Origin of the sequence: Kitasatospora sp. NPDC101176 (genome assembly GCF_044768035.1) — a bacterium.
GTDB lineage: Bacteria > Actinomycetota > Actinomycetes > Streptomycetales > Streptomycetaceae > Kitasatospora.
The window spans coordinates 189,014-211,726 of record NZ_JBIWPA010000006.1 but is presented as its reverse complement, the minus strand read 5'-3'; the positions used below and the strand labels follow the sequence as shown (position 1 = coordinate 211,726).

Here is a 22,713-nt window from a genome sequence, read left to right as displayed (position 1 = left end):
ACGGGGACACCGGGGGTGACCGGGGGCGGCCCGGGGAGGCCTCGTCAGGTGGTGCGCCCGGCAGCCTGCCGGGGGATCCGCGGCCGGACCCCGAGCAGCAGCGCCACCACCGGCACCGCCGCGTCGGCCCGGCCCCGGTCGAGCTCGCCCGGCTGGTCGGCACCGGCCGGGGCCTCGCCCAGCGGGCCGGCCGCCACCCGGCCGCCGATCGTGGTCCGCACGCCCGCCTCCAGCCCGGCGAAGGTGCGGCGCAGCAGCGGCAGGACGTCGGTGAACACCCCGGCGGGGACGCCGCTCACCCACGCGTCGAGCAGGGCGAGCAGCCGCGGGTCGTGCAGCAGCAGGGCCCCGCCGCCGGTGAGGAAGCCCTCGATCCAGCCGGCCGCGTCCAGCGGGGCGCTGGCGGCGGACAGCACCAGGCGCAGCCGCCGGCCGGCCTCGTCGGAGTCGAGCCGGCCGTCGTCCAGCAGCAGCCGGACGGCGCGGCCGCGGAGCAGCCCGGGAACGCCGGTGGCCGGTCCGGCGCTCGGCTCCCGGCGGGCCAGGCCCCGCAGGGTGGCGGCCCAGCGCCCGGCCAGGCCGTCCGGGCTCCGGCCGTCGGGGCCCGGGCCGCCGGGCCCGTCCGCGGCGTCCGGGTCGGCCGGTCCGCCCGGCCCGAGCAGGCCGATCGCACCGTGCACCTCGTCGATCCTGACGCGCATGGCCGCCGCGCTCTCGGCGTCCAGCCCCACGCAGGCGGGCGGCAGCCCGACGCAGATCCGGTCGGCGAGCCCTGCGGCCACCGCGCCGAGCGCACCGTGGTCGGTGCCGCGGACGTCGCCGTAGCGCAGCGCCCGCACCAGCGCGGGCAGCGCCCCGGCCAGGTGGGCGACGTCGGTGTCCAGGGCCGCGCAGTCCGCGAGCACCCGCATCACCGCGGGCAGCGCGCCGGGCAGCCCGGCCAGCAGGCAGGTCTCCACCAGGCCGGTCAGCTCGGCGAGTTCGGCCGCCGCGCGGGCGGTGCCGACGGCCTTGCCGGTGGCCGCCTCCTCCACCGTGGTGCCCCACTGGGCGGCCTCGGCGATCCGGACCGCGAACTCGGGCTGCCAGCAGAGCCGCCAGCTCTCCCGGAACGTCCCGGTGGAGTTCACGGCGGACCGGGCGGGCACGCCCCAGTCGACGCCCAGCAGCCGCAGCCGGTGCAGCAGCCGGGAACGGGCCGCGTCGGTGTCCTTGCGCAGGTCGAGGTCCAGGTCCTTGGGCTCGGCCGCGGGCTTGAGCCGTAGCGAGCGCTGCAGCCTGGTGAGGTCCCGCTGGAGCGGCACCGCCGGGGCGGTGTCCGGGACCTCGCCGAGCGCGTCGCCGACGACCAGGCGGTCCCGGACGAGCTCCAGGGCGACGTCCGAGCCCTCGCACAGCACGGCCCGGACGGCGTCCAGGGTCTCGGTCAGCCCGGCCAGCGGGCGGCCGCGCATCACCGCGAGGGCCTCGGCGAGCCGGACCGCCTCGATCACGTGGGCGGAGGAGACCGGGTGGTCCTCGGCGCGCAGCAGTTCGGCGGCCCGGGTCAGCCAGCGCGGCACCGGGTCACCCTCGGTGGTGAACAGGTGGTGGTACCAGCCGGGCGACCGCACACCCGCGCCGTAGCCGGCGGCCTGGGAGAGCCTGCGGTGCGTCCACGGCACCCAGGTGACCTCCGTCCGCACCTTCCGGGGCAGTCCGGCGAGCAGCGCCCGGTCGTGCGCGACGCTCGGCGCGGCCGCCAGCGCGGGCACGTGGAACGCCCCGCAGACCACGGCGATCCGGCCGTGCCCGGCCCGGCGGGCGGCGCGGACCTGCTGGCGCATGTACGCCTCGCGCAGGGCGTCCCGCCGGGACTCGCCGAGGCCCTCCGCCCGCAGCGCCGCCATCGCCTCGGCGACGGCCGCGAACGGGGCCAGCGCGTCCGCACCGGGCGCGCGGTGCTCGACCACGTCCTCCCACCAGCGCTCCGGGTCGTCGTGCCCGGCGGCCTCGGCGAGCAGCGCCAGCGGATCGGCCGCCGGCTCCTCCGGCTCGCCGTCCGCCTCCCCGTCGGCCGGACCGAAACCGTGGCCCGCGGGGAGGTCGATGAAGCGGACCGGCAGCTCCCGCTCGACGGCGTGACGGATCGCCACCCACTCCGGGGAGAACTCGGCGTACGGCCAGAAGGCGGCCTTCGCCGGGTCGTCCACGGCGTGGGCGAGCAGCGCGACCGGCGGCACCAGGCCCGTCCCGGCGGCGAGGTGGAGCAGGCCGTCGGCCTCGGGCGGGCCCTCGATCAGCACCGCGTCGGGCCGCCACTGCTCCAGGGCGGCGGCGACCGCCCGGGCCGAGCCCGGGCCGTGGTGCCGGATGCCGAGCAGCGCGACGTCGGCCGTCATCGCACCTCCTCGCGGGCGGCCCGGTAGAAGTCCTTCCAGCCGTCGCGCTCCCGCACCACGCCCTCCACGTACTCGCGCCAGACCGCGCGATCCGCGACCGGGTCGCGGACCACGGCGCCGAGGATGCCGGCCGTCACGTCCCCGGCGCGCAGCACGCCGTCACCGAAGTGGGTGGCCAGGGCGAGCCCGTTGGTCACCACCGAGATCGCCTCGGCGGTGGAGAGGGTGCCGCTCGGGGTCTTGACCTTCGTCCGGCCGTCCGCCGTGATCCCGGCCCGCAGCTCGCGGAAGACCGTCACCACCCGCCTGATCTCCGCGGCGCCGCCGGGCAGTTCGGGCAGCTCCAGGGAGCGGCCGAGCTGGTTCACCCGGCGGGTGACGATGTCGACCTCCTCCTCCAGCGAACCCGGCAGCGGCAGCACCACGGTGTTGAACCGGCGGCGCAGCGCGCTGGACAGCTCGTTGACGCCGCGGTCGCGGTCGTTGGCGGTGGCGATCAGGTTGAAGCCGCGCACGGCCTGCGTCTCGGAGCCCAACTCCGGCACCGGCAGCGTCTTCTCGGACAGCACGGTGATCAGGGCGTCCTGCACGTCGGCCGGGATCCGGGTCAGCTCCTCGACCCGGGCGATCTTCCCGTCGGCCATCGCCCGCATCAGCGGCGAGGGGACCAGGGCGTCCCGGCTCGGGCCGTGGGTGAGCAGCCGGGCGTAGTTCCAGCCGTACCGGACGGCCTCCTCCGGGGTGCCCGCGGTGCCCTGCACCAGCAGGGTGGAGTCGCCGCTGATCGCCGCGGCCAGGTGCTCGGAGACCCAGGTCTTGGCGGTGCCGGGCACACCGAGCAGCAGCAGCGCGCGGTCCGTCGCCAGGGTGGTGACGGCGACCTCCACCACCCGGCGCGGACCGATGTACTTGGGGGTGACCCGGGTGCCGTCGGGCAGCTCGCCGCCGAGCAGGTACGTCGCCACCGCCCACGGCGAGAGCTTCCAGCGCTCCGGGCGCGGACGGTCGTCCTGCGCGGCCAGGGCGGCCAGTTCGCCGGCGAAGGCGTCCTCGGCGTGCTGCCGCAGAACGTCGGTCATCGGGGGCTCCTTCGGGTCGGCCGCCGGGTGCACGGGTGCCCCGGCGGCGGGGTGATCGGGGGGAGCCAGGTCGGCGTCCCGGCCTGCGGAACCACCTTGCACCGGGCCACTGACATCACCTGACGGACCGGCGGGCGCCCTCGCGCGCGGGCCTGACGGGCACCCGGGCGATGTCAGTGCCGCCGCCTACCGTCGGTCGCATGGAGGAACGCTGGAGCACCGAACACGTCCTGTCCCTGGCACCTGACGCCGCGTCGCAGAAGGCGGCCGGCAAGCTCTCCTCGCCCGCGCCGTGGTCCCGGGCGGGCACCGACGGCACCGCGGTCTGGGGCGAGTGCCGGGGCAGCGGCAGCACGCCGTACCGCACCGTGGTCGAGCTCGCCACGCCCGCCTACCAGTGCAGCTGCCCCAGCCGGAAGTTCCCGTGCAAGCACGCGCTCGGGCTCCTCCTGCTCTGGACGGGCGCCCCGCAGGCCGTCCCGGCCGCCGAGCCGGCCGACTGGGCAGCCGACTGGCTCCGGGCCCGCGGGGAGCGCGCCGAGAAGCGCGCCGCCGCCCCGGCCGACCCTGCCGCCGCCCGCCGCCGGGCCGAGAAGCGGGGCGCCCGGGTGGCCGCCGGCGCCGCCGAGCTCCGGCTGCGGCTGGCCGACCGGGTCCGGCACGGCCTGGCCGACCAGTCCGCCGCCGGCCCCTGGGAGGCGGTCGCCGCCCGGATGGTCGACGCGCAGGCACCCGGCCTGGCCACCCGGGTCCGCACGCTCGACACCGTCCCCTCCGACCTCCTCCTGGAGGAGTACGCGATGCTCCACCTGCTCGCCACCGCCGCCACCCGCCTCGACGAACTGCCGGCCGACCTCGCCGCGACCGTCCGCACCCGGGTCGGCTACCCCGCCGACACCGCCGAGGTCCTGGCCGGGCCCACCGTCCGCGACCGCTGGCAGGTGCTCGGCAGCCGGACGGTGCAGATGGAAGGGGGCTCCGACGACCGGCTGACCACCCGCCGGGTCTGGCTGCGCGGCGCCAAGACCGGCCGGCCCGCCCTGCTGCTGGCCTTCGGCCGGCCTGGCCAGGCCCCCGACCTCGCCCTGCCCACCGGCCACCTGCTGGAGGCCGACCTCGCCTTCCACCCCGGTGCCCGCCCGCTGCGCGCCGCCCTCGGCACCCGCTACGGCGCCCCCGCCCCCGGCCCGGCCGACCCGCCCGACGGCCTCGCCGTCGCCGAGGCGGTGGCCGGCTACGGCACCGCCGTCGCCGACGACCCGTGGCTGGAGAGCTGGCCGACCGTCCTCGCCGGGGTCGTGCCGGTCCGCACCCCCGACGGCTGGCACCTGACGGACGGCCACCACACCGTGCCCGTGCACGGCCCGGCCGTCCCCGAGGCGGCGCTGTGGCGGCTGGCCGCGGTCTCCACCGGCCGCCCGCTGACCGTCTTCGGCGAGTACGGCCACCAGGGCTTCGCCCCGGTTACGGCCTGGTCCGGCCAGGACCGCCCGATCGGCCTCACCACTGCGTAGGAGCAACGGACATGACGACCACCCAGGACCCGTGGGAGACCCTGCACACCACCGCGCTGCTCGGCACCGACCGCCGCCCGCTCCCGGCCGCCGCGCTGCCGCTCGCGGACGAGGTCGACCGGTCCGACCCGGCCACCGCCCTGCTGGAGCTGGCCGCGCTCGCCACCGTCCGCCGCCGGGCCGGCGCCCTGCCCGTGCCGGCCGCTGGCCCGCCCGGCCCGCCCGCGCCGGAGGACCGGCGCCCGGTGCTGCCCGAGCCGGCCGCCCGCCGGCTCGCCGTGCTGCTGGCCGGCCGCTCCGGCGGCACCGGCGGCAGCACCCTGGCCAACCTGGCCGAACTGCTCCCGCAGTGGCTCGCCACCGCGCGCGCCCGGGGCCTGCGGCCGCCCGGCGCCCTGATACCCGGCCTGCTCGACGCCGCCCGGGCCCGCAGCGAACTGCGCCCCGACGCGGTCGCGTTGGCCGGCCCGCTGGGCCGCTGGCTGGCCGAGCAGAACCCTGACTGGCGGTTCGTGCTGCGCACCGCGGGCGATCCGGCCGGACGGCCCGGGCAGCCCGTCGACCACCACCTGTGGCACGAGGGCCTGTTCGCCGAACGGGTCACCCACCTCACCCTGCTGCGCCGCCGGGACCCGGCGGCCGGTCTGGAACTGCTGAGCGGCACCTGGCCCACCGAGCGCGCCGAGGACCGCCTGCTCTTCCTGGACGCCCTGCAGGACGGCCTCTCCGCCGCCGACGAACCGTTCCTGGAGGCCGCCCTCGGGGACCGCAGCAAGAACGTCCGCGCCACGGCCGCCGAGCTGCTCTCCACCCTGCCCGGCTCGGCCCTGGCCCACCGGATGGCCGAGCGCGCGCTGGCCGCCGTCCGCCTCGCCGACGCCGGCACGCACCTGCTGGTCACCCCGCCCGCCGAGTGCGACGCGGCCATGCAGCGCGACGGCATCGCGCCCGCCTCCCCCACCGGGCGCGGCGAGCGGGCCTGGTGGTTCGGCGAGGTGGTCGCCGCCGCGCCGCTCGCCACCTGGCCCCGCAGCACCGGCCTGACCCCGGAGCAGCTGCTGGCCCTGCGGGTCGGCGACAGCATCGACGAGACCAGCAGCAGCTGGGCCGACGACCTGCGGGAGGCCTGGGCGCGGGCCGCCGTCCGCCAGCACGACGCCGACTGGGCCCGGGCGCTGCTCGGCCCCGCCCCCGCCCCGCCCGTCCGCGGCTCCGGACGGCCCCGTGCGCCGCGCGCCACCGGCGCCCCGGCCAAGCTGCTGGCCGTCCTCCCGCCCGGGGAGCGGGCCGCCTGGACGGCCGCGTTCATCGAGGTGCACGGCCTCGGCGAGGCCTTCCAGTTGCTGGGCGCCTGCGCCACCCCGTGGACGCCGCCGCTGTCCACCGCCGTGGTGACGGCCCTGGCCCGGGCCGCCGGCTCGGGCGCGTACCCGTGGAGCCACAGCGGGGTGCTCGGGATGACGGAGCGGGCGCTCGCCCCGGAGACGGCGGCCGCCGTGGAGGAGCTGGCCGCCGGGGCCGCCCCGGACTCCGCGTGGTCGGAGACCTTCGCCCGGCTGGCCGGGACGCTGCGCTTCCGGGCGGCGATGCTCGCCGAACTCGGCGGCTGACGCGGCGGAGCGGGCCGCCCCCTCCGGAGGGGGCGGCCCGCTCCGCCGTGCGCGCTACCGCTTCGTGGGAGGGGCGGGCCTCAGCCGGCCGCCCGCAGGTTGGCCTCGACCCAGGCGACGACGTCTCGGGTGGGCGTGCCCGGGGTGAAGATGTCGGCGACGCCCATGGCCTTGAGCTCGGCGATGTCCTCGTCCGGGATGATGCCGCCGCAGAACACCTTGATGTCCTCGGCGTCGCGCTCCTTCAGCAGCTCCAGCACCCGCGCGCACAGCGTCATGTGGGCGCCGGACAGGATCGACAGCCCGATGCCGTCCGCGTCCTCCTGGATCGCGGTGTCGACGACCTGCTCGGGCGTCTGGTGCAGCCCGGTGTAGATGACCTCCATACCGGCGTCGCGCAGGGCGCGCGCAATGACCTTGGCGCCACGGTCGTGACCGTCGAGCCCCGGCTTGGCGACCACCACACGGATCGGCCCCGACACACTCATGACTGCCTCCTGGACCTCGTCGTCCACCGTCCGACCGGACCTCGTGGGCCGCGGGCTCGGTTAACGGTCAATAACCAACCTGAGGGGAGGTTAGCGCCACCCGGCCCCGTTGGTCGTGCCACCCCCCAAGAGGAGGGCAAAGTCACAAGCCACCGGCCTTGCTACCAGTGGGTATACCCGTCCACCGCCGTCCGCACGGACCCCCGGCCGACCCCTTGACAAGCGCTGGTTTTTCGGGGGCGTCGGCCTTGCGACTACAGTCTCGGCTGTTTTCCCCCGGTTTTCCCCCACGCCCGACGACGCGCCCGAGGCCCACCGAGGAGGCAGCCCCCGATGGCTCCCGAAGCAGCCCGCCCGACCCGTGCGGAGCTGCGCCTCGCGGCCCGCGAGCAGTCCCGCGCCCAGCGCCGCGGCGCCGCCCGGGCCGCCACCCGGACGGCGTTGCTGCGGGTCGCGCTGCCGTCGGTGGCCGCGCTCGGGGTCGCCGCCGCCGCGGCGGTCACCGTGCAGGGCGAGGCCGACCAGCGCGCGCAGGCGGCCGGCCGGGTCCCCCCGCAGTCGACGGCGGCCGACGCCCCGGACGGCACGGCCGCCACGGCCGCGAAGGCGTCCGCGCAGCAGGCGCTCGCCGTCGGCGACCAGGCCCAGGCCTCCCGCGGCGACGCCCGGCAGCCGCTGTCCGGCGCCCAGCCCGCCGACGCCACGGCCCCCGGCGCCGCCCCGACCGCCCAGCCGACCGCCGAACCCGCCCAGCCCAAGGTGGTCATGCCGGTCGCCCAGCACGGCCTCGGCGAGCTGTTCGGCGAGGCGGGCACCCACTGGGCGAACCGCCACACCGGCATCGACTTCCCGGTGGACGGCGGCACCCAGGTCGTGGCCGTCACGGACGGCACCATCCGCACGCAGTGGAACCCGTCGTACGGCTACATGTCGATACTGAAGATGCCCGACGGCACCGAGGCCTGGTACTGCCACCTGCGGGCGTACAAGGTCCGCAAGGGCCCGGTGAAGCAGGGCGACGTGATCGCCTTCGTCGGCAGCAGCGGCAACAGCACCGGGCCGCACCTGCACTTCGAGATCCGCCCGGCCGGCAGCGGGCCGGTCGACCCGCTGCCGTGGTTCCTCTCGAACGGACTGGACCCCCGCTAGGACCGGCCCCCCGCCAGGCCGGACTCCCGCTGGGACCGGCCCCCGCCAGGCCCTGCCCGGCACCCGGCCCGGGGGGTCAGAGCTTCTCCACCGGTGCGTACCGCAGCAGCAGCTGCTTGCGCCCCTCCGTGCCGAAGTCGACGGTGGCCTGGGCCCGGTCGCCGACACCGGTGACGCCCACCACCGTGCCCAGTCCGAAGGTGTCGTGGGTGACGCGGTCCCCGACCGCCAGCGAGACGACGTCCCGCTCGACGACCTTGCCGCCGCGCCGCGCCGACTGCCCCCAGCCCGCCTTCGGGGCGGCCGAGGCGGACGCGGAGGAGCGCTGCCCCCCGCCCCCGGACGAGGACCTGCCCCAGGACGAGCCCGAGGAGAAGCCGCGCGCCGCCGGTGCCTGCGCCGCGCCCGTCCGCTTCCACTCCACCAGGGTGTCCGGGATCTCCTCCAGGAACCGCGAGGCCGGGTTGTAGGCGGGCTGCCCCCAGGCGCTGCGCAGCACCGAGCGGGTCAGGTAGAGCCGCTCCCGCGCGCGGGTGAGCCCCACGTAGGCGAGCCGCCGCTCCTCCTCCAGCTCCTTGACCTGGTTGAGCGCCCGCATGTGCGGGAAGATGCCGTCCTCCATGCCGGTCAGGAAGACCACCGGGAACTCCAGGCCCTTGGCGGTGTGCAGGGTCATCATCGTGATGACGCCCCGGCCCTCCTCGTCCTCGTCCGGGATCTGGTCGGAGTCGGCGACCAGCGCGACCCGCTCCAGGAAGTCGGCGAGCGAGCCGACCGGCGGCGCGCCGTCCTCGCCGGCGTCCGGCCGCTCGCCCGGGTCCTGCTCGTACTCCAGCGCCACCGAGGCGAGCTCCTGGAGGTTCTCCACCCTGGTCTCGTCCTGCGGGTCGGTGGAGGCCTGGAGCTCGGCGAGGTAGCCGGTCTCCTCCAGGACGGCCTCCAGCACCGCGGCCGGGCCGGCGCCCGACTCGACGACCTGCCGCAGACCGGCCAGCAGCACGTTGAACTTCTTCACCGCGTTGGCCGAGCGCGCGGCCATCCCGTACGCCTCGTCGACCCGCAGCAGCGCCTGGGCGAAGGAGATCCGCTCCCGCGCGGCCAGCGCGTCGATCATCGCCTCGGCCCGCTCGCCGATGCCGCGCTTGGGCACGTTGAGGATCCGGCGCAGCGGCACGGTGTCCTCCGGGTTGGAGAGCACCCGCAGGTACGCCAGGACGTCCCGGACCTCCTTGCGCTCGTAGAAGCGCACCCCGCCGACCACCTTGTACGGCAGGCCGACCCGGATGAACACCTCCTCGAACACGCGGGACTGGGCGTTGGTCCGGTAGAAGATCGCGACGTCGCCGGGCTTGGCGTCGCCCGCGTCGGTGAGCCGGTCGATCTCGTCGGCGATGAACTGGGCCTCGCCGTGCTCGTCGTCCGCGACGTAGCCGACGACCTTCTCGCCGTGCTCGCCGGCCGTCCAGAGCTTCTTCTCGCGCCGGTTGGCGTTGCGCTCGATGACGGAGTTGGCGGCGCTCAGGATGGTCTGCGTGGAGCGGTAGTTCTGCTCCAGCAGGATCGTGGTCGCGTTCGGGTAGTCCTCCTCGAACTGGAGGATGTTGCGGATCGTCGCGCCGCGGAAGGCGTAGATCGACTGGTCCGCGTCACCGACCACGCACAGCTCGGCGGGCGGCACCTCGGCGAGGTGGGCGGCGGCCGGGTTCACGAAGTCCCCGTCGACGGTGCGCCTGGGCGCGGCGGCGACGGAGCCCCCGCTCAGCTCCCGGACCAGCATGTACTGGGCGTGGTTGGTGTCCTGGTACTCGTCGACGAGGATGTGCCGGAACCGCCGCCGGTAGTGCTCCGCGACGTCGGGGAAGGCCTGCAGCAGGTTCACCGTCGTCATGATGATGTCGTCGAAGTCCAGCGCGTTGGCCTCGCGCAGCCGCCGCTGGTAGAGGGCGTACGCCTCGGCGAGCTTCTTCTCCATCGGGTTGGCGGCCTGGTCGGCGAAGGTCTCCTCGTCGATCAGCTCGTTCTTGAGGTTGCTGACCTTCGCCGTGAAGGACTTCGGCGGGAACTGCTTCGGGTCCAGGTCGAGGTCGCGGCAGACCAGCGACATCAGGCGCTGCGAGTCGGCCGAGTCGTAGATCGAGAAGCTGGAGGTGAAGCCCAGCAGCTTGGACTCGCGGCGCAGGATCCGCACGCACGCGCTGTGGAAGGTGGAGACCCACATCGCCCGGGCCCGCGGGCCGACCAGGGCCTCGACGCGCTCGCGCATCTCGCCGGCGGCCTTGTTGGTGAAGGTGATGGCCAGGATCTCGCCGGGCTGCACGCCGCGGGCGCCGAGCAGGTGGGCGATCCGGTGGGTCAGCACCCGGGTCTTGCCGGAGCCGGCGCCGGCCACGATGAGCAGTGGCGAACCCGCGTGCAGCACCGCCTCGCGCTGCGGGTCGTTCATGCCCTCCAGCAGCTGGGCCGGGTCCACCACCGGGCGGGCGGCGCCGTTGCGGTACCAGGCGTCCCGCTCGGCCTCGGCGGCGTGGTCGGTGTGGAACAAGCCGTCCGGGATCGCCTCCTCGTAGGCGTCGTACGGGACGTCGCCCTCGTACGGCGGAGGCTCCTCGTCGATGGGTGCGGCGGGCTGCTTCGACCCGGCGGCGGGGGCCTCGAAACCGGGGAGCGGGAGGTCGTCAAAGAGGCTACTCATGGCACTCCGAGTCTATGGCCACCCACCGACAAGCCCGCCCGGCCCGTACGGAACGGGCCGGGCGGGCTCGACGGGGCCCGGGTGCGGGCTCAGACCAGGCGGCGGGCGGTGGCCCAGCGGGTCAGCTCGTGCCGGTTGCTGAGCTGCAGCTTCCGCAGCACGGCGGAGACGTGGCTCTCCACCGTCTTCACCGAGATGAACAGCTGCTTGGCGATCTCCTTGTAGGCGTACCCGCGCGCGATCAGGCGCAGGACCTCGCGCTCGCGCTGGGTGAGCCGGTCCAGGTCCTCGTCGACCGGCGGGGTGTCCGTCGCGGCGAAGGCGTCCAGCACGAAGCCGGCCAGCCGCGGCGAGAACACCGCGTCGCCGTCCGCGATCCGGAAGACCGCGTTGACCAGGTCGGTCCCGGTGATCGTCTTGGTGACGTAGCCGCGGGCACCGCCGCGGATGACGCCGATGACGTCCTCGGCGGCGTCCGACACCGACAGCGCCAGGAACTTGACCGCTCCCCCCGCCTCGCCCATCAGCCCGGCCGAGCGGCGCAGCACCTCGACGCCGCCGCCGCCGGGCAGGTGGACGTCGAGCAGCACCACGTCCGGCCTGGTCTCGGCGACGACCCGGACCGCCGACTCCACGTCGTCGGCCTCGCCGACCACGTCGATGCCGGTCACGTCGGTGCGGCCGATCTCGGCCCTGACCCCCGTCCGGAACATCCGGTGGTCGTCCACCAGGACGACCCTCGCCGTGCGCTCCGGAGCTGCCTCAGTCATTCGTTCTCTCCATCTCCAGCTCGACCTCGGTCCCGCCGTCCGGCGCGGGCCGCACCCGTGCGGTGCCGCCGTTGCGCTTCATCCGGCCGATGATCGACTCCCGTACGCCCATCCGGTCCTCCGGCACCGTGTCGGGGTCGAAGCCGGGGCCGTGGTCGCGGACGAACACCATCACGGTCCTCCCCTCGACCTCGGCGTAGACCTGGACCGGTCCCCCGCCACCGTACTTGGCCGCGTTGACGGTCGCCTCCCTCGCGGCCTGCATCTGTGCCGCGATCCGCTCGTCCATCGGGCAGTCGCCGACGATCACCAGCTCGACCGGGACGCCGTGCCGGTCCTCCACCTCCGCCACGACGGCCCGCAGGCTCTCCGCCATGGTGTCCGGGGCGGCCTCCGCGGCGGCCTCCGGGCGGTACAGCCAGAGCCGCAGCTCGCGCTCCTGGGCGCGGGCCAGCCGCAGCACCTCCTTGGGGTCCTCGGCCCGACGCTGGATCAGGGTCAGGGTGTGCAGCACCGAGTCGTGCACGTGCGCGGCGATCTCGGCCCGCTCCTGAGCCCGGATGCGGGCGGTGCGCTCGGCGCCGAGGTCCTGCCACAGGCGCAGCCCGTACGGGCCGAGCAGGACCAGCACCCCTGCGAGCACCGCGAGCGAGGCCTCGACGACCGACCCGAGGGTCGAGCCGCTGCCCTGCACGGCGAGGAAGGCGATGGTGCCGCCCACCACGAGCAGCACGCCGACGCCGACCCGGGTGTAGGCGCCGCGGCGCCGGTCGCCCTCCTCCAGGCCGAACCAGCGCTGCCAGCGCGAGTCGTCGGCCTGCCGCCAGACCAGCGCGACGCCGACGCCGATCGCGAGCAGCGGCCAGGTGTACGGCTTGGCGGTCTGCACGCCCAGCACGTTCAGCAGCGCGATCAGGCCGATCACCGTGATCACCAGGGCGGCGAGCTGGCCGAGCCCGCCCTGACCGGGGCGGCCGCCGGGCGCGGCGCCCTCCCCCTCCGCGGCCGGCGCGGCCGGTTCGCCCTGCAGCGCGTGCTGCAGCAGCTCGCGCAGCCGGCCGAGCCAGCCGCCGCGGCCGCCCTTGGTCAGCGCCCCGCCCTGCTGCTGCCCCTGGCCGGTCGGGACGAAGCCGCCGTTGACGTACACCCAGTGCGCGCCGCCGCGCTGCGCCGGCTCGCCGATGCCGATCGGCACCACGAACCAGAACGCCGCGTACAGCAGGGCGCCGATGCCCTGCGCGAAGAACAGCAGCACGAACGCCAGCCGGACCCACCGCACCGGCAGCCCGAGGTGCACCGCGAGGCCGTGCGCCACACCGCCGAGCATCCGTCCCTGCGGGCTGCGGTAGAGCCGTCGGTAGGGCGGCCGCCCGCCGTCGGGCACGCTCGGGTCGGTGCCCGCCGACGCGGTGTCGGGGGCGAGGGGTCGGGGATCGGTACCGGGTGCTGCCACGGCACCGATGGTTCCACGCTCGCGCACGCGGGCGCATCAGGGTGTGTCCCTAAGCCCTTCTCAGGGACGGGTCAGGGTACGGACAGGGCTCCCACCGGTTGGGCGGGCCGGGCCCAGCCGGGAGGATGGTGCCCATGACCGAGGACCACCGCATCGAGGAGGCCGGGCCCGCCGCCCCGCCGGAACCGGACCGCCCGCCGCTGACCAGGGCACGGCACCACCGCGTGGTGGCCGGTGTCTGCGGCGGTCTCGGACGGCACCTGGACATCGACCCGGTGGTCTTCCGGGTCGTCATCGTGGTGCTCTGCCTCTCCGGCGGCCTCGGGCTCTTCCTGTACGGCCTGGCCTGGCTGGTCGTCCCGACCGAGCCGGTGCCGGACGGCAGGGGCGAGGACCGGCAGGGGCGCACCGAACTCCAGCGGGTGCTCACCGGCCGGGTGGACGGCCAGTCGGTCGGCGCGGTGCTGCTGACCGTGATCGGCACCGGGGTGTTCTTCTCCTCGATGGGCGACGAAGGCCAGCTCTTCCCGCTGCTGCTGCTCGCCGGCCTGGTCTTCCTGGCGGTGCGCTACGACCCCGAGCGGCGCCGCGGCCGGGTGCGCGGACGCCGCCGTGGCGGCCCGTACGACCGGCACTTCCCCGAGGACGACCAGGGCGGCCACCCCTGGTCCCGGCCGGAGGAGGACGCGGCCGCCCGCGCCCGGCACGCCGCAGCGCAGGCCGCCGGCACGGTGCCCGCCGACTCCCCGGCCCCCGGCCCGAGCGGCTACCTGTGGGACCCGCGCCACCCCGACCGCAACCCCTACGGCGGCACCGGCACCCCGCCGTACGGCACCCCGGTGCCGCCCGCCGGCGGCCCGGCCCAGCCCTGGTGGCAGCGCGCCGACCTGCCCGAGGGCGATCCGCTGCGCAAGGACGGCCCGCCCCGCCAGCCGCGGCCCGCCGCCGTCCGGCACCCGCGGGAGCGCTCCGCGCTGGGGTTCTTCGGCCTGCTGCTGGCGATCGGCGCGGGCGCCGCGGTCTGGTCCGCCTCGGTCGGCCACACCGATCTCGGGGTGCTGAGCACGACGGTGCTGGCCACCGCGCTGCTGGTGGTCGGTCTGACCCTGCTGCTCGGCGCGAAGTTCGGCCGGGCCCGCAAGCTCGCGGCGATCGGCCTGCTGATCACCCTGGCGCTGACCTTCGTCGGCCACTCCCCGGACTCCGTGCGCGACGCGGTCGGGCGGCGCGACTTCACCGTCACCGCGACGACCGACCTGGCGCCCAAGTACACCCTCGGCGCCGGCGAGCTCCACCTCGACCTGAGCGCGCTGGACACCACCGGCGCGACCCTCACCAGCCGCGCCGAGCTGGGCGTCGGCGAACTGACCGTGGTACTGCCGCCGGACGCGACGGTGAACCTGGTGACCCGGACGGGCCTCGGCAACGTCTCCGTCCCGGGCGGCCGCGACGACGGCACCGGTCGCCACACCTACCTGCTGCAACCCGTCGGCGGTCAGACGTCCAAGGGCACGATCGACCTGGAACTCTCGGTCGGCCTCGGCAACATCAAGGTGGAGGTCCAGCAGTGAGGAAGCACCGGCTCGACCCGTTCTCGCTGATCGCGGGCGGACTGTTCACCACGATCGCCGTGCTCTACCTGGTCGCGGCGCTCAACGACCAGACCGTGAACGGCCGGATCGTCATCCCGGTCACCTTCATCGTGCTCGGCCTCGGCGGCCTGGTCGGCGCCGTCGCCGCGGTCGCCCGGCGCAACCGCGGCGACGGCGGCGAACGCGACGGCGGGTGACCGCGGCGACGTGCGGAGCGGTCAGCTCTGCAGCGGACCGAGCTTCAGCTGGTCGCCGTCCTTGGTCACGCCGTACCTCGGCAGCGGCTTCACCGCCGGGCCGTTGACCACCGCGCCGGTGGCGGCGTCGAACCGGGAGCCGTGGCAGGGGCAGTACAGCTGGCCGTTCTTCGGGGCGTCGACCGCGCAGCCGGAATGGGTGCACACCGAGGAGAGGCCGCAGTACTGGCCGGCCTTGGGCTGCACGATGTAGACGGCGTCACCGGTGGCCGGGTCCTTGACCTGGGCCGAGCCGCCGACCGGCACGCTCGCGGCGGGCACCGAGGGGGCCGGCCCGGCGGGGGCCGGGGCGGAGCTGACCGGGGCCGCGGACTGCTTGGCCGCGGACTTCCCGCCCCGGCCGAAGGTCCGGGTGAGCGAGCCGGTGAGCAGCCCGGCGCCGCCGATCGCGACGGCGGCGATCCCGCCGTCCACCAGGGCCCGGCGCTTGACCCGGTCCTCGGCGAGGCCGCGCGCCCGGTCCCGGCCGGCCCGGGCGGCCAGGTAGCCGTCCACCGACAGGTACGGGGTGCCGGCCAGCAGCAGCGGGGTCCAGGCCATCAGGTAGGCGAGGTCGTTGCCCAGGTAGTACGGCGAGACGCTCCAGCTGACGGTCAGCCAGAGGCTCAGGTTGATCAGCGCGCCGCCGAGCGCCGCCACCCGGCCCCAGAGGCCGAGCAGGGTGCCGAGGCCGACCGCCAGCTCGCCGAAGGCGATGGCGAGCGCGAACAGGGTCGGGGCGTCCAGGGCGGGGCCGAGCAGGAAGGAGATCGGGCTGCCGGCCCTGACGGCCTGGGTCTGCGAGACGAACGAGGCCGGGTCGCCGGCGCCGGCCAGGTAGTGCCCGTCGGAGAGCTTGTCGAGGGCGGCGTACACGAACGTGACGCCGAGGAAGAGGCGCAGCGGCAGCAGCGCGTACCGGGACGCGAACGCCCGCCGCTGCGCCGCCCGGTCGGCCCGACCGGCCGCTCCCCCGTCGACCGCCACGGAGTTGCTGGCCTCCGACATCCGTCACACCTTCCCTCGCGGCCTGCCACGTCCTGACAGGTCCGGTCCGCATTCTGCCCGGTCCCGATCGCTTTCGGTGGGAGGGCCCACCCGGTGGGCGGAAGCCCCACCGCGAACGGCCGCGCCGCCGCTCCCCTGTATACGGGAACGACGGCGCGGCCGTTCAGCACCGGCTCAGCGTCCGGCGGGAGTGGCTACTCCCACTCGATGGTGCCCGGCGGCTTGCTGGTGACGTCGACGACGACGCGGTTCACGTCGCGGACCTCGTTGGTGATCCGGGTGGAGATCCGGGCCAGCACGTCGTACGGCAGGCGCGACCAGTCGGCGGTCATGGCGTCCTCGGACGAGACCGGGCGCAGCACGATCGGGTGACCGTAGGTGCGGCCGTCGCCCTGCACGCCGACGCTGCGCACGTCGGCCAGCAGCACGACCGGGCACTGCCAGATCTCCCGGTCCAGACCGGCCGCGGTCAGCTCCTCGCGGGCGATCGCGTCGGCCTCGCGGAGCAGGTCGAGCCGCTCCTGGGTGACCTCGCCGACGATCCGGATGCCCAGACCCGGGCCCGGGAACGGCTGGCGCTGGACGATCTCCTCCGGCAGGCCCAGCTCCTGGCCGACCATCCGGACCTCGTCCTTGAACAGCTTGCGCAGCGGCTCGACCAGCTGGAACTGCAGGTCCTCGGGCAGGCCGCCGACGTTGTGGTGGGACTTGATGTTGGCGGTGCCGGTGCCGCCACCGGACTCCACCACGTCCGGGTACAGGGTGCCCTGGACCAGGAAGTCGACCGACTCACCCTGCTCGCCGGCCTCGGCGATGATCTCGGCCTGGGCCTGCTCGAAGACCCGGATGAACTCCCGGCCGATGATCTTGCGCTTCTCCTCGGGGTCGGTGACCCCCTTCAGCGCGGTCAGGAAGCGCTCGGCGGCGTCGACCACCTTCAGCTGCACGCCGGTGGCCGCCACGAAGTCCTTCTCGACCTGCTCGGTCTCGCCCTTGCGCATCAGACCGTGGTCGACGTACACGCAGGTCAGCTGGTCGCCGACGGCCTTGTTGACCAGGGCGGCCGCGACCGCGGAGTCCACGCCGCCGGAGAGGCCGCAGATCGCGCGCTTGGTGCCGACCTGGGCACGGATCAGCGCCACCTGCTCCTCGACCACGCTGCCGGTGGTCCAGGTCGGGGCGATGCCCGCGCCGCGGTAGAGGAAGTGCTCGAGGATCTGCTGGCCGTGGTCGGAGTGCAGCACCTCGGGGTGGTACTGGACGCCGTACAGGCGGGCCTCGTCGTTCTCGAAGGCCGCGACCGGGACCACCTCGGTGGAGGCGGTGACGGTGAAGCCCTCGGGGGCGGCGGAGCAGGCGTCGCCGTGCGACATCCACACCGAGTGCCGGGCCGGGACGCCCTCGAAGAGGGTGGAGCCGGTGCGGCTGACGACCAGCGGGGTGCGGCCGTACTCGCGGGCACCGGTGTTGTCGACGGTGCCGCCGAGGGTCTTGGCCATCAGCTGGAAGCCGTAGCACATGCCGAAGACCGGGACACCGGCCTCGAAGATCGCGCGGTCGATCTGCGGCGCGCCCTCTTCGTAGACCGACGACGGACCGCCGGAGAGGATGATCGCCTTGGGGTTCTTGGCGAGCATCTCGGCGACCGGCATGCTGCTCGGCACGATCTCGCTGTAGACCCGCGCCTCACGCACCCGACGGGCGATGAGCTGGGCGTACTGGGCACCGAAGTCGACCACCAGGACGGGGTCGTTGTCCGGCGCGGACTGGACGGGGATTGCAGAGGACACAGACGGCCTTCCGGCAGCGGTACGAGAGGTGTCACACCGAACCGCTTCCCCGGCGGGGGCCGCGGCGGCGACGGGTGGGGGTGTCTGGACACCGATTCTACCGGGCTGTCCGGTTTCACTCGTCTGCCCGTCCAAAGAACCGTGACCGGGCGGGGCCGCGCTTCGTTGCTTCTGACGACCGTACGACCGCGCCGCGCCCGCCAGGCGCGCCGCCTTCGCCCCGGCCAGGGGCGCCGCCGTACGGGCTGCAGGACCACGCGTGGAGCTTCATCCCAGTCCACCGGCGCGCGTGGCGCCACCGCCCCGGCCCCGCCGGGAGCGCGGCGCCGTGGGACCGTGCGCGGGTGCCGCGGCCGGACAGCAGGGGACAGCGACCCCGGCCGCGACTGGACCGAGAGGTGGGACGGCCGGGCCCGGGGACGCCCGGGGCCGGCCGTCGCACCCCCGGCACGAGCCGGACACACCCGGGCGCACAACCCCCGCCGTCCCGCGCCGCTACGCGCGTCCCCGTGCGCCGCAACGCCCACACCACTACACACCGTGATCATCGACGGCCTGGTGCCGTCACTCCGACCGGAGCCGCGGAACCGGTCGGAACGGCGTCCGCAGGTCGGTACCCGCACTTTGTGGATTGCACCCAACTGTGCCGAATCGGTTGCAGAGCAAGCCCTTCGTCCAGCACGATGCTGCGTGGAAGAGGTTCTCCCGGCCGCCGGAAGGCGCACCGCGGAGGGCCGACCGGGGTCGCCGCGCGCTGCGGCAACCCCGGAGGAGATCTCACGCTCCGTGAGCGAAGGTCCGGCGCAGACCTGCGCCGACCCGCCGCCCCGGGCACCCGTGCGCCCCGCACGACCGGTCACCCACGCCGGGCCGCGGCGGCGCACCCCCGAGCCGACCGACCGGATGGCGCTCCTCCCCCGGCGCCGTCCACCCAGCACCGGCGCAGCCCTGACGCCGCGTGCTGAACGACAAAGGGCCCCGTACCCCCGCGGGGCCCTTTGCCCTGTCCGGGCCGCCGGGCCCACCCCGACCGTCCGGGTGGGCCCGGCGGCAGGTCGCCCCGGCGGGGCTCAGTCCTGCTTGCGCCAGACGCTCGGGTCGACCGACTCGCCGGCCGCCGCCGGCGGGGCGTGGCCGGCCGGCGGGGCGTCGGACGAGCCGATCACCTCGCGCACCTCCGCCGCGGGGGCGGACGGCTGCGCGGCCTGGTGCGGCACCCCCGGCGAGGCCCCGGCGAACGGCGCGCCCTCGTGCGGAGCGCCCTCATGCGGAGCACCCTCGTGCGGTCCGGCCCCGTGCGGGGCGGCTCCGTACCGGGCCGCCGCGCCCCGGCCGCGGGCGGCCGCCAGCAGCGGCGGCACCAGCAGCGCGCCGACGGCCGCCCAGACCAGGCTCGCCAGCAGCACGCTCACGAACACCAGACCGACCGAGGTCTCCCGGGCCGTGTCCAGCTGCCGGCCGGCGGTGCCCCAGCCCCCGGTCGCGGAGGAGGAGGTGGTCGTCGTCAGCGCGCCGGCCGCCGCCGACAGCGCGACGAGCAGCACGGCGTACACGCCCGCCAGCCGGAGCCGGTCGGCCGCGTCCAGCTGCCGCCGGTACGCCGACCAGCCGAGGATCCCGGCGGCGGCGAGCGCCAGCAGGCCGGTCCAGCGCCAGTCGGCGCTCTGGGCGGGCAGGTCGAAGAAGGACAGCTCCGTCCGGTCCGGGCTGCCCCCGTAGTCGCCGTAGTCACCGCCGCCGGAGGCGACGCCGTCCACCCCGTTGAAGAACCGCAGCGTCGCCCCCGAGCCGAGGCCGAGCAGGCCCAGGCCCAGGTTCGGCAGGAAGGCCAGCGAGACGGCGGTCTGCCAGCCCTTGTCGCTGTTCGCGGCGACCAGCACGAATCCGGTCAGCGAGGCCAGTCCCAGGGTCAGGGCCAGCGCCTGGCCGGCGGTCAGCGCGGCCACCGCCCAGCCGCGCACCGCCCGGCTCCGCCAGGCGGCCCAGCGCAGCGCGTCGGTGCCGTGGACGGCGAAGGCCAGCAGGCCGGCCAGCAGCGCGGTCCAGCCGACCGCCTCCGGCCAGCCGGAGTCCATGGTGTACGTCGCCCCGAGAGCACGGCCGACGATGCCGCCGGGGTAGCCGGCACCACCGCGCTCCGGCTGCCAGCTCGTCCCGCCGAGGAGCCCGAGCAGCGCCGTCACGGCCGACAGGACCACGGCGGTGCGCAGCGCCTCGCCGGCCGCCTGGCCCTTGGTCAGCTGGATCCCGGCGGACCGGCGGCGCCGGGCCCCGGCCCGCAGGCCGAGCCAGAGCGCCACCGCCCACAGCACCGTGACCGTCATCGGGACGACCCGGAGCAGGACGTCCGTCCCTCCGGCGTCGCCGCGCGTGAACGTGGTGTGGTAGCCCACCTGGAACGGCGCGCCGAGCGCGTTCAGCGCCATCGCCAGGGCGGCGCCGTAGCGCTCGCCGAACTCGGGCGTCCGGAACAGGAAGGCGTACTGGTAGTCGCTCGGGACGGCCGCGACCAGCGCCGCCAGGAGCAGCACCAGGGTCGGCGCGACGGCCGCCACGAGTGCCGGGCGCCAGTCCGCGCCGAGCAGTCCGCGCAGCGCGGCCGACTGACCGGCCCTCGGGTCGTACGGCCGACCGGCGCCCCAACTGGCCAGCGTGGGCGGGCCGGTGGGCGGGCCGGTGGGCGGGCCGGCGGGCGGCGGGTAGCCCGGCTGCGGGCCGGGCGGCGGGGGCGGGTACCCCGGCCCGGCGGGCGGCGGTCCGTACACCTGCCGGGGCGGCGTCGCGGGCGGCACCCCCGGGGGCGCGGCCGGCGGCCCGGCGGGAGGCGTGGCCGCCGCCGGGGGCGCCGCGGGTGGCGGGGGCGGCGGTGCCGCCGGCCGCCCGCACAAGGCGCACGCGGGCGCCCCCTCCACCGATGCCGCGCCGCACGCTGCGCAGTTGGCCATGGGCCGGTTTCCCCCCGCTCGACGAGTTCCTGGTCGCCCAGAAAGCCCGTTTATCCCATCGGATCCGAACGGATGTCAACCGGGTACCCGGGCCTGCCGGTTGGCCCGTCCGGCGTGCTCAGACCTGCTTCTTCGGGACCTCCGGGACGGGCAGCAGCGGCAGCCGCAGCGCGCCGAACGCCCCCTCCGGGACGGCCGGCCGGGTCGGCGCCACCGGGGTGACCCGCAGGTAGGCCTCGCCCTGGGCGGGGCGGCGGTCCGTCTCGCCCTTGTTGGGCCACATCGACATGGCGCGCTCGGCCTGCGCGGTGATGGTCAGCGAGGGGTTCACCCCGAGGTTGGCGGAGACGGCCGAGCCGTCCACCACGCTGATCCCGGGGTAGCCGTACAGCCGGTGGTACGGGTCGACCACGCCGGTCTCGGGGGCGTCGCCGATCGGGCAGCCGCCGAGGAAGTGGGCGGTCATCGGGATGTCGAAGATCTCGCCCACGGTGCTGCCCGCGAAGCCGTTGATCTGTGCGGCCAGCGCCTGCGCGCCCTGCTCGGCGGCGGGGATCCAGGTCGGGTTGGGCGCGCCGTGGCCCTGGGTGGAGGTGAGCCGGCTCTTGCCGAGCAGGTCCTTCTTCAGCGAGACGGTGATCGAGTTGTCCAGCGACTGCATCACCAGCCCGATGATCGTCTTCTCGGACCAGCGGCGCTGGTTCATCGAGCGGGCGAAGGTCACCGGGTGCAGCGCCGAGTTCCCCAGGTAGCGCAGCCAGCGCGGGCCCCGACCGCCGCCCTTGACCTGGGCGATCGACAGCGCGCCCATCGCGTTCGAGCCCTTGCCGTACCGGACCGGCTCGATGTGGGTGTTGGCGTCCGGGTGGATCGACGAGGTGATCGCCACGCCCTTGGTGAAGTCCGCCCGGGCACCGTAGCGCCGGTCGGTGGTCTGCGCGCCCACCAGCGCCTCGGAATTGGTGCGGGTCAGCTCGCCGAGCCGGCTCGAGATCCGGGGCAGGTGCCCGGCGTCGCGCATCCGGTGCAGCAGCGACTGGGTGCCGTACGTGCCGGCCGCCACCACCACCCGGGCGGCGGTGATGGTCCGCGCACCCGCCTTCACCCGGTCGGTGCGGGAGCGCGAGTCCGTGCGGCGCACGTCCACCGCGTAGCCGCCGGACCCGTCCTCGCCGCCCAGCGCGCGGATCCGGGCCACCGTGGTCAGCGGGTGGATCTCGGCGCCGCCGCGCTCGGCCAGGTGGAGGTAGTTCTCGGTGAGCATGTTCTTGGCCCCGTGCCGGCAGCCGGTCATGCACTCGCCGCACTCGACGCAGGCCTTGCGGGCCGGCCCGGCACCGCCGAAGTACGGGTCGGCGACCTCGTCACCGGGCGCCGCCTTGGCCGCGCCCCCGGCGTCCTCGCCGTCACCGAAGAAGACGCCGACCGGTGCCATGTGGAAGGTGTCGCCGACGCCCATCTCCTCGGCGGCCGCCCTGAGGTGGACGTCCGAGGGGGTGACGGTCGGGTTGAGCCGGACCCCGAGCATCCGCTGCGCCTGGTCGTAGAACGGCGCCAGCTCCTGCTGCCAGTCGGTGATGTGGCTCCACTGGCGGTCCTCGAAGAAGGCCTTCGGCGGCACGTACAGGGTGTTCGCGTAGTTCAGCGAGCCGCCGCCGACCCCGGCGCCGGCCAGGATGAGCACGTTGGCCAGCAGGTGGATCCGCTGGATGCCGTAGAGGCCGAGCTGCGGCGCCCACAGGTAGTTCGACAGGTCCCAGGAGTTCCTGGGCAGCTCGTCCCGCTCGAAGCGCCGCCCCGCCTCCAGGACGGCGACCCGGTAGCCCTTCTCGGTCAGCCGCAACGCGGCGACCGAGCCGCCGAACCCGGACCCGACCACGACCACGTCGTAGTCGAACTCCGCCGCACCGCCGGACTCCACCATCTGCCACTGCTCCTTCGGGACACGAACCTGACCACGGGCGCGGACGAGCCGCACCCCCGAACCCATGACGGCGGGGCCGCCC

15 protein-coding genes and 1 pseudogene are annotated in these 22,713 nt (G+C 75.6%); 5 read left to right on the top strand and 11 right to left on the bottom strand.

Translation table 11 applies throughout. The features are described 5' to 3' along the window. Window positions 1-44 precede the first annotated feature (44 nt). Window positions 45-2,381 (bottom strand): DUF5682 family protein, encoded by a 2,337-nt coding sequence (locus tag ACIRS1_RS12590; RefSeq protein WP_402838842.1) that lies wholly within the window; start codon window positions 2,379-2,381, stop codon window positions 45-47. Beyond that, a complete protein-coding gene (locus ACIRS1_RS12585) occupies window positions 2,378-3,460 on the bottom strand; it encodes an AAA family ATPase (protein ID WP_360208973.1) in 1,083 nt (360 codons plus the stop codon). The genes ACIRS1_RS12590 and ACIRS1_RS12585 overlap by 4 nt, the downstream gene beginning before the upstream one ends. A gap of 200 nt (window positions 3,461-3,660) precedes the next feature. Here ACIRS1_RS12585 and ACIRS1_RS12580 point away from each other — a divergent pair, with 200 nt between their 5' ends. Next, on the top strand, window positions 3,661-4,974 hold the full coding sequence (locus ACIRS1_RS12580; RefSeq protein WP_402838839.1) for an SWIM zinc finger family protein: 1,314 nt from the start codon (window positions 3,661-3,663) through the stop codon (window positions 4,972-4,974). Between the two features lie 11 nt (window positions 4,975-4,985). Further along, on the top strand, window positions 4,986-6,584 hold the full coding sequence (locus ACIRS1_RS12575) for a DUF5691 domain-containing protein (protein ID WP_402838837.1): 1,599 nt from the start codon (window positions 4,986-4,988) through the stop codon (window positions 6,582-6,584). Window positions 6,585-6,664: 80 nt separating this feature from the next. Here the strand turns inward: ACIRS1_RS12575 and ACIRS1_RS12570 are convergent, their stop codons facing one another. After that, a complete protein-coding gene (locus ACIRS1_RS12570) occupies window positions 6,665-7,072 on the bottom strand; it encodes a cobalamin B12-binding domain-containing protein (RefSeq protein ID WP_350503520.1) in 408 nt (135 codons plus the stop codon). A 333-nt stretch (window positions 7,073-7,405) separates the two neighbouring features. On the opposite strand from ACIRS1_RS12570, the gene ACIRS1_RS12565 reads away from it, so the two are divergent. After that, window positions 7,406-8,221 carry a M23 family metallopeptidase gene (locus ACIRS1_RS12565; RefSeq protein WP_402838835.1) on the top strand — a complete coding sequence of 272 codons (816 nt, stop codon included), beginning with the start codon at window positions 7,406-7,408 and terminating at the stop codon, window positions 8,219-8,221. Between the two features lie 76 nt (window positions 8,222-8,297). On the opposite strand, the gene pcrA is transcribed toward ACIRS1_RS12565, so the two are convergent. The 3 genes from pcrA to ACIRS1_RS12550 form a co-directional block, all read right to left on the bottom strand. After that, complete coding sequence (pcrA, locus tag ACIRS1_RS12560; RefSeq protein ID WP_360208984.1) at window positions 8,298-10,913, bottom strand: DNA helicase PcrA; 2,616 nt, start codon at window positions 10,911-10,913, stop codon at window positions 8,298-8,300. Between the two features lie 89 nt (window positions 10,914-11,002). Next, window positions 11,003-11,683 carry a response regulator transcription factor gene (locus ACIRS1_RS12555; RefSeq protein WP_360208987.1) on the bottom strand — a complete coding sequence of 227 codons (681 nt, stop codon included), beginning with the start codon at window positions 11,681-11,683 and terminating at the stop codon, window positions 11,003-11,005. Continuing rightward, entirely contained in the window at window positions 11,676-13,010 is a 1,335-nt protein-coding gene (locus ACIRS1_RS12550) for a PspC domain-containing protein (RefSeq protein WP_387901313.1), read from the bottom strand. The genes ACIRS1_RS12555 and ACIRS1_RS12550 overlap by 8 nt, the downstream gene beginning before the upstream one ends. A 260-nt stretch (window positions 13,011-13,270) precedes the next feature. On the opposite strand from ACIRS1_RS12550, the gene ACIRS1_RS12545 reads away from it, so the two are divergent. Both ACIRS1_RS12545 and ACIRS1_RS12540 read left to right on the top strand, forming a co-directional pair. Continuing rightward, entirely contained in the window at window positions 13,271-14,707 is a 1,437-nt protein-coding gene (locus tag ACIRS1_RS12545; protein ID WP_402838832.1) for a PspC domain-containing protein, read from the top strand. Further along, the gene (locus ACIRS1_RS12540) at window positions 14,704-14,925 is read left to right on the top strand and encodes a hypothetical protein (RefSeq protein WP_360208991.1); all 222 of its coding nucleotides are present in this window, start codon (window positions 14,704-14,706) and stop codon (window positions 14,923-14,925) included. Before ACIRS1_RS12545 ends, ACIRS1_RS12540 begins: the two co-directional genes overlap by 4 nt. A gap of 21 nt (window positions 14,926-14,946) precedes the next feature. Here the strand turns inward: ACIRS1_RS12540 and ACIRS1_RS12535 are convergent, their stop codons facing one another. The 5 genes and pseudogenes from ACIRS1_RS12535 to ACIRS1_RS12515 all read right to left on the bottom strand — a co-directional run bounded on the left by ACIRS1_RS12535 (window position 14,947) and on the right by ACIRS1_RS12515 (window position 22,631). Continuing rightward, window positions 14,947-15,231 carry a Rieske (2Fe-2S) protein gene (locus ACIRS1_RS12535; RefSeq protein WP_363364127.1) on the bottom strand — a complete coding sequence of 95 codons (285 nt, stop codon included), beginning with the start codon at window positions 15,229-15,231 and terminating at the stop codon, window positions 14,947-14,949. Window positions 15,232-15,441: 210 nt separating this feature from the next. Continuing rightward, window positions 15,442-15,972: pseudogene (locus tag ACIRS1_RS12530) on the bottom strand (DoxX family membrane protein); the annotation flags it as partial. A gap of 194 nt (window positions 15,973-16,166) precedes the next feature. Then, entirely contained in the window at window positions 16,167-17,762 is a 1,596-nt protein-coding gene (gene guaA, locus ACIRS1_RS12525) for a glutamine-hydrolyzing GMP synthase (RefSeq protein WP_360208994.1), read from the bottom strand. 1,070 nt (window positions 17,763-18,832) lie between these two features. Next, window positions 18,833-20,527: a hypothetical protein gene (locus ACIRS1_RS12520; protein ID WP_402838830.1), complete on the bottom strand. Its 1,695-nt coding sequence runs from the start codon at window positions 20,525-20,527 to the stop codon at window positions 18,833-18,835. Window positions 20,528-20,825: 298 nt separating this feature from the next. Then, the gene (locus ACIRS1_RS12515) at window positions 20,826-22,631 is read right to left on the bottom strand and encodes a GMC oxidoreductase (RefSeq protein ID WP_402838828.1); all 1,806 of its coding nucleotides are present in this window, start codon (window positions 22,629-22,631) and stop codon (window positions 20,826-20,828) included. Window positions 22,632-22,713 lie beyond the last annotated feature (82 nt).

Excerpts from the sequence above, each read along its gene's own strand:
- ACIRS1_RS12585 (WP_360208973.1), bottom strand. The coding sequence starts at position 3,460 with ATGACCGACGTTCTGCGGCAGCACGCCGAGGACGCCTTCGCCGGCGAA.
- ACIRS1_RS12515 (WP_402838828.1), bottom strand. The coding sequence starts at position 22,631 with ATGGTGGAGTCCGGCGGTGCGGCGGAGTTCGACTACGACGTGGTCGTG.
- ACIRS1_RS12565 (WP_402838835.1), top strand. The coding sequence starts at position 7,406 with ATGGCTCCCGAAGCAGCCCGCCCGACCCGTGCGGAGCTGCGCCTCGCG.
- ACIRS1_RS12545 (WP_402838832.1), top strand. The coding sequence starts at position 13,271 with ATGACCGAGGACCACCGCATCGAGGAGGCCGGGCCCGCCGCCCCGCCG.
- ACIRS1_RS12570 (WP_350503520.1), bottom strand. The coding sequence starts at position 7,072 with ATGAGTGTGTCGGGGCCGATCCGTGTGGTGGTCGCCAAGCCGGGGCTC.
- ACIRS1_RS12555 (WP_360208987.1), bottom strand. The coding sequence starts at position 11,683 with ATGACTGAGGCAGCTCCGGAGCGCACGGCGAGGGTCGTCCTGGTGGAC.
- ACIRS1_RS12550 (WP_387901313.1), bottom strand. The coding sequence starts at position 13,010 with ATGCTCGGCGGTGTGGCGCACGGCCTCGCGGTGCACCTCGGGCTGCCG.
- ACIRS1_RS12580 (WP_402838839.1), top strand. The coding sequence starts at position 3,661 with ATGGAGGAACGCTGGAGCACCGAACACGTCCTGTCCCTGGCACCTGAC.
- ACIRS1_RS12575 (WP_402838837.1), top strand. The coding sequence starts at position 4,986 with ATGACGACCACCCAGGACCCGTGGGAGACCCTGCACACCACCGCGCTG.
- pcrA (WP_360208984.1), bottom strand. The coding sequence starts at position 10,913 with ATGAGTAGCCTCTTTGACGACCTCCCGCTCCCCGGTTTCGAGGCCCCC.
- ACIRS1_RS12590 (WP_402838842.1), bottom strand. The coding sequence starts at position 2,381 with ATGACGGCCGACGTCGCGCTGCTCGGCATCCGGCACCACGGCCCGGGC.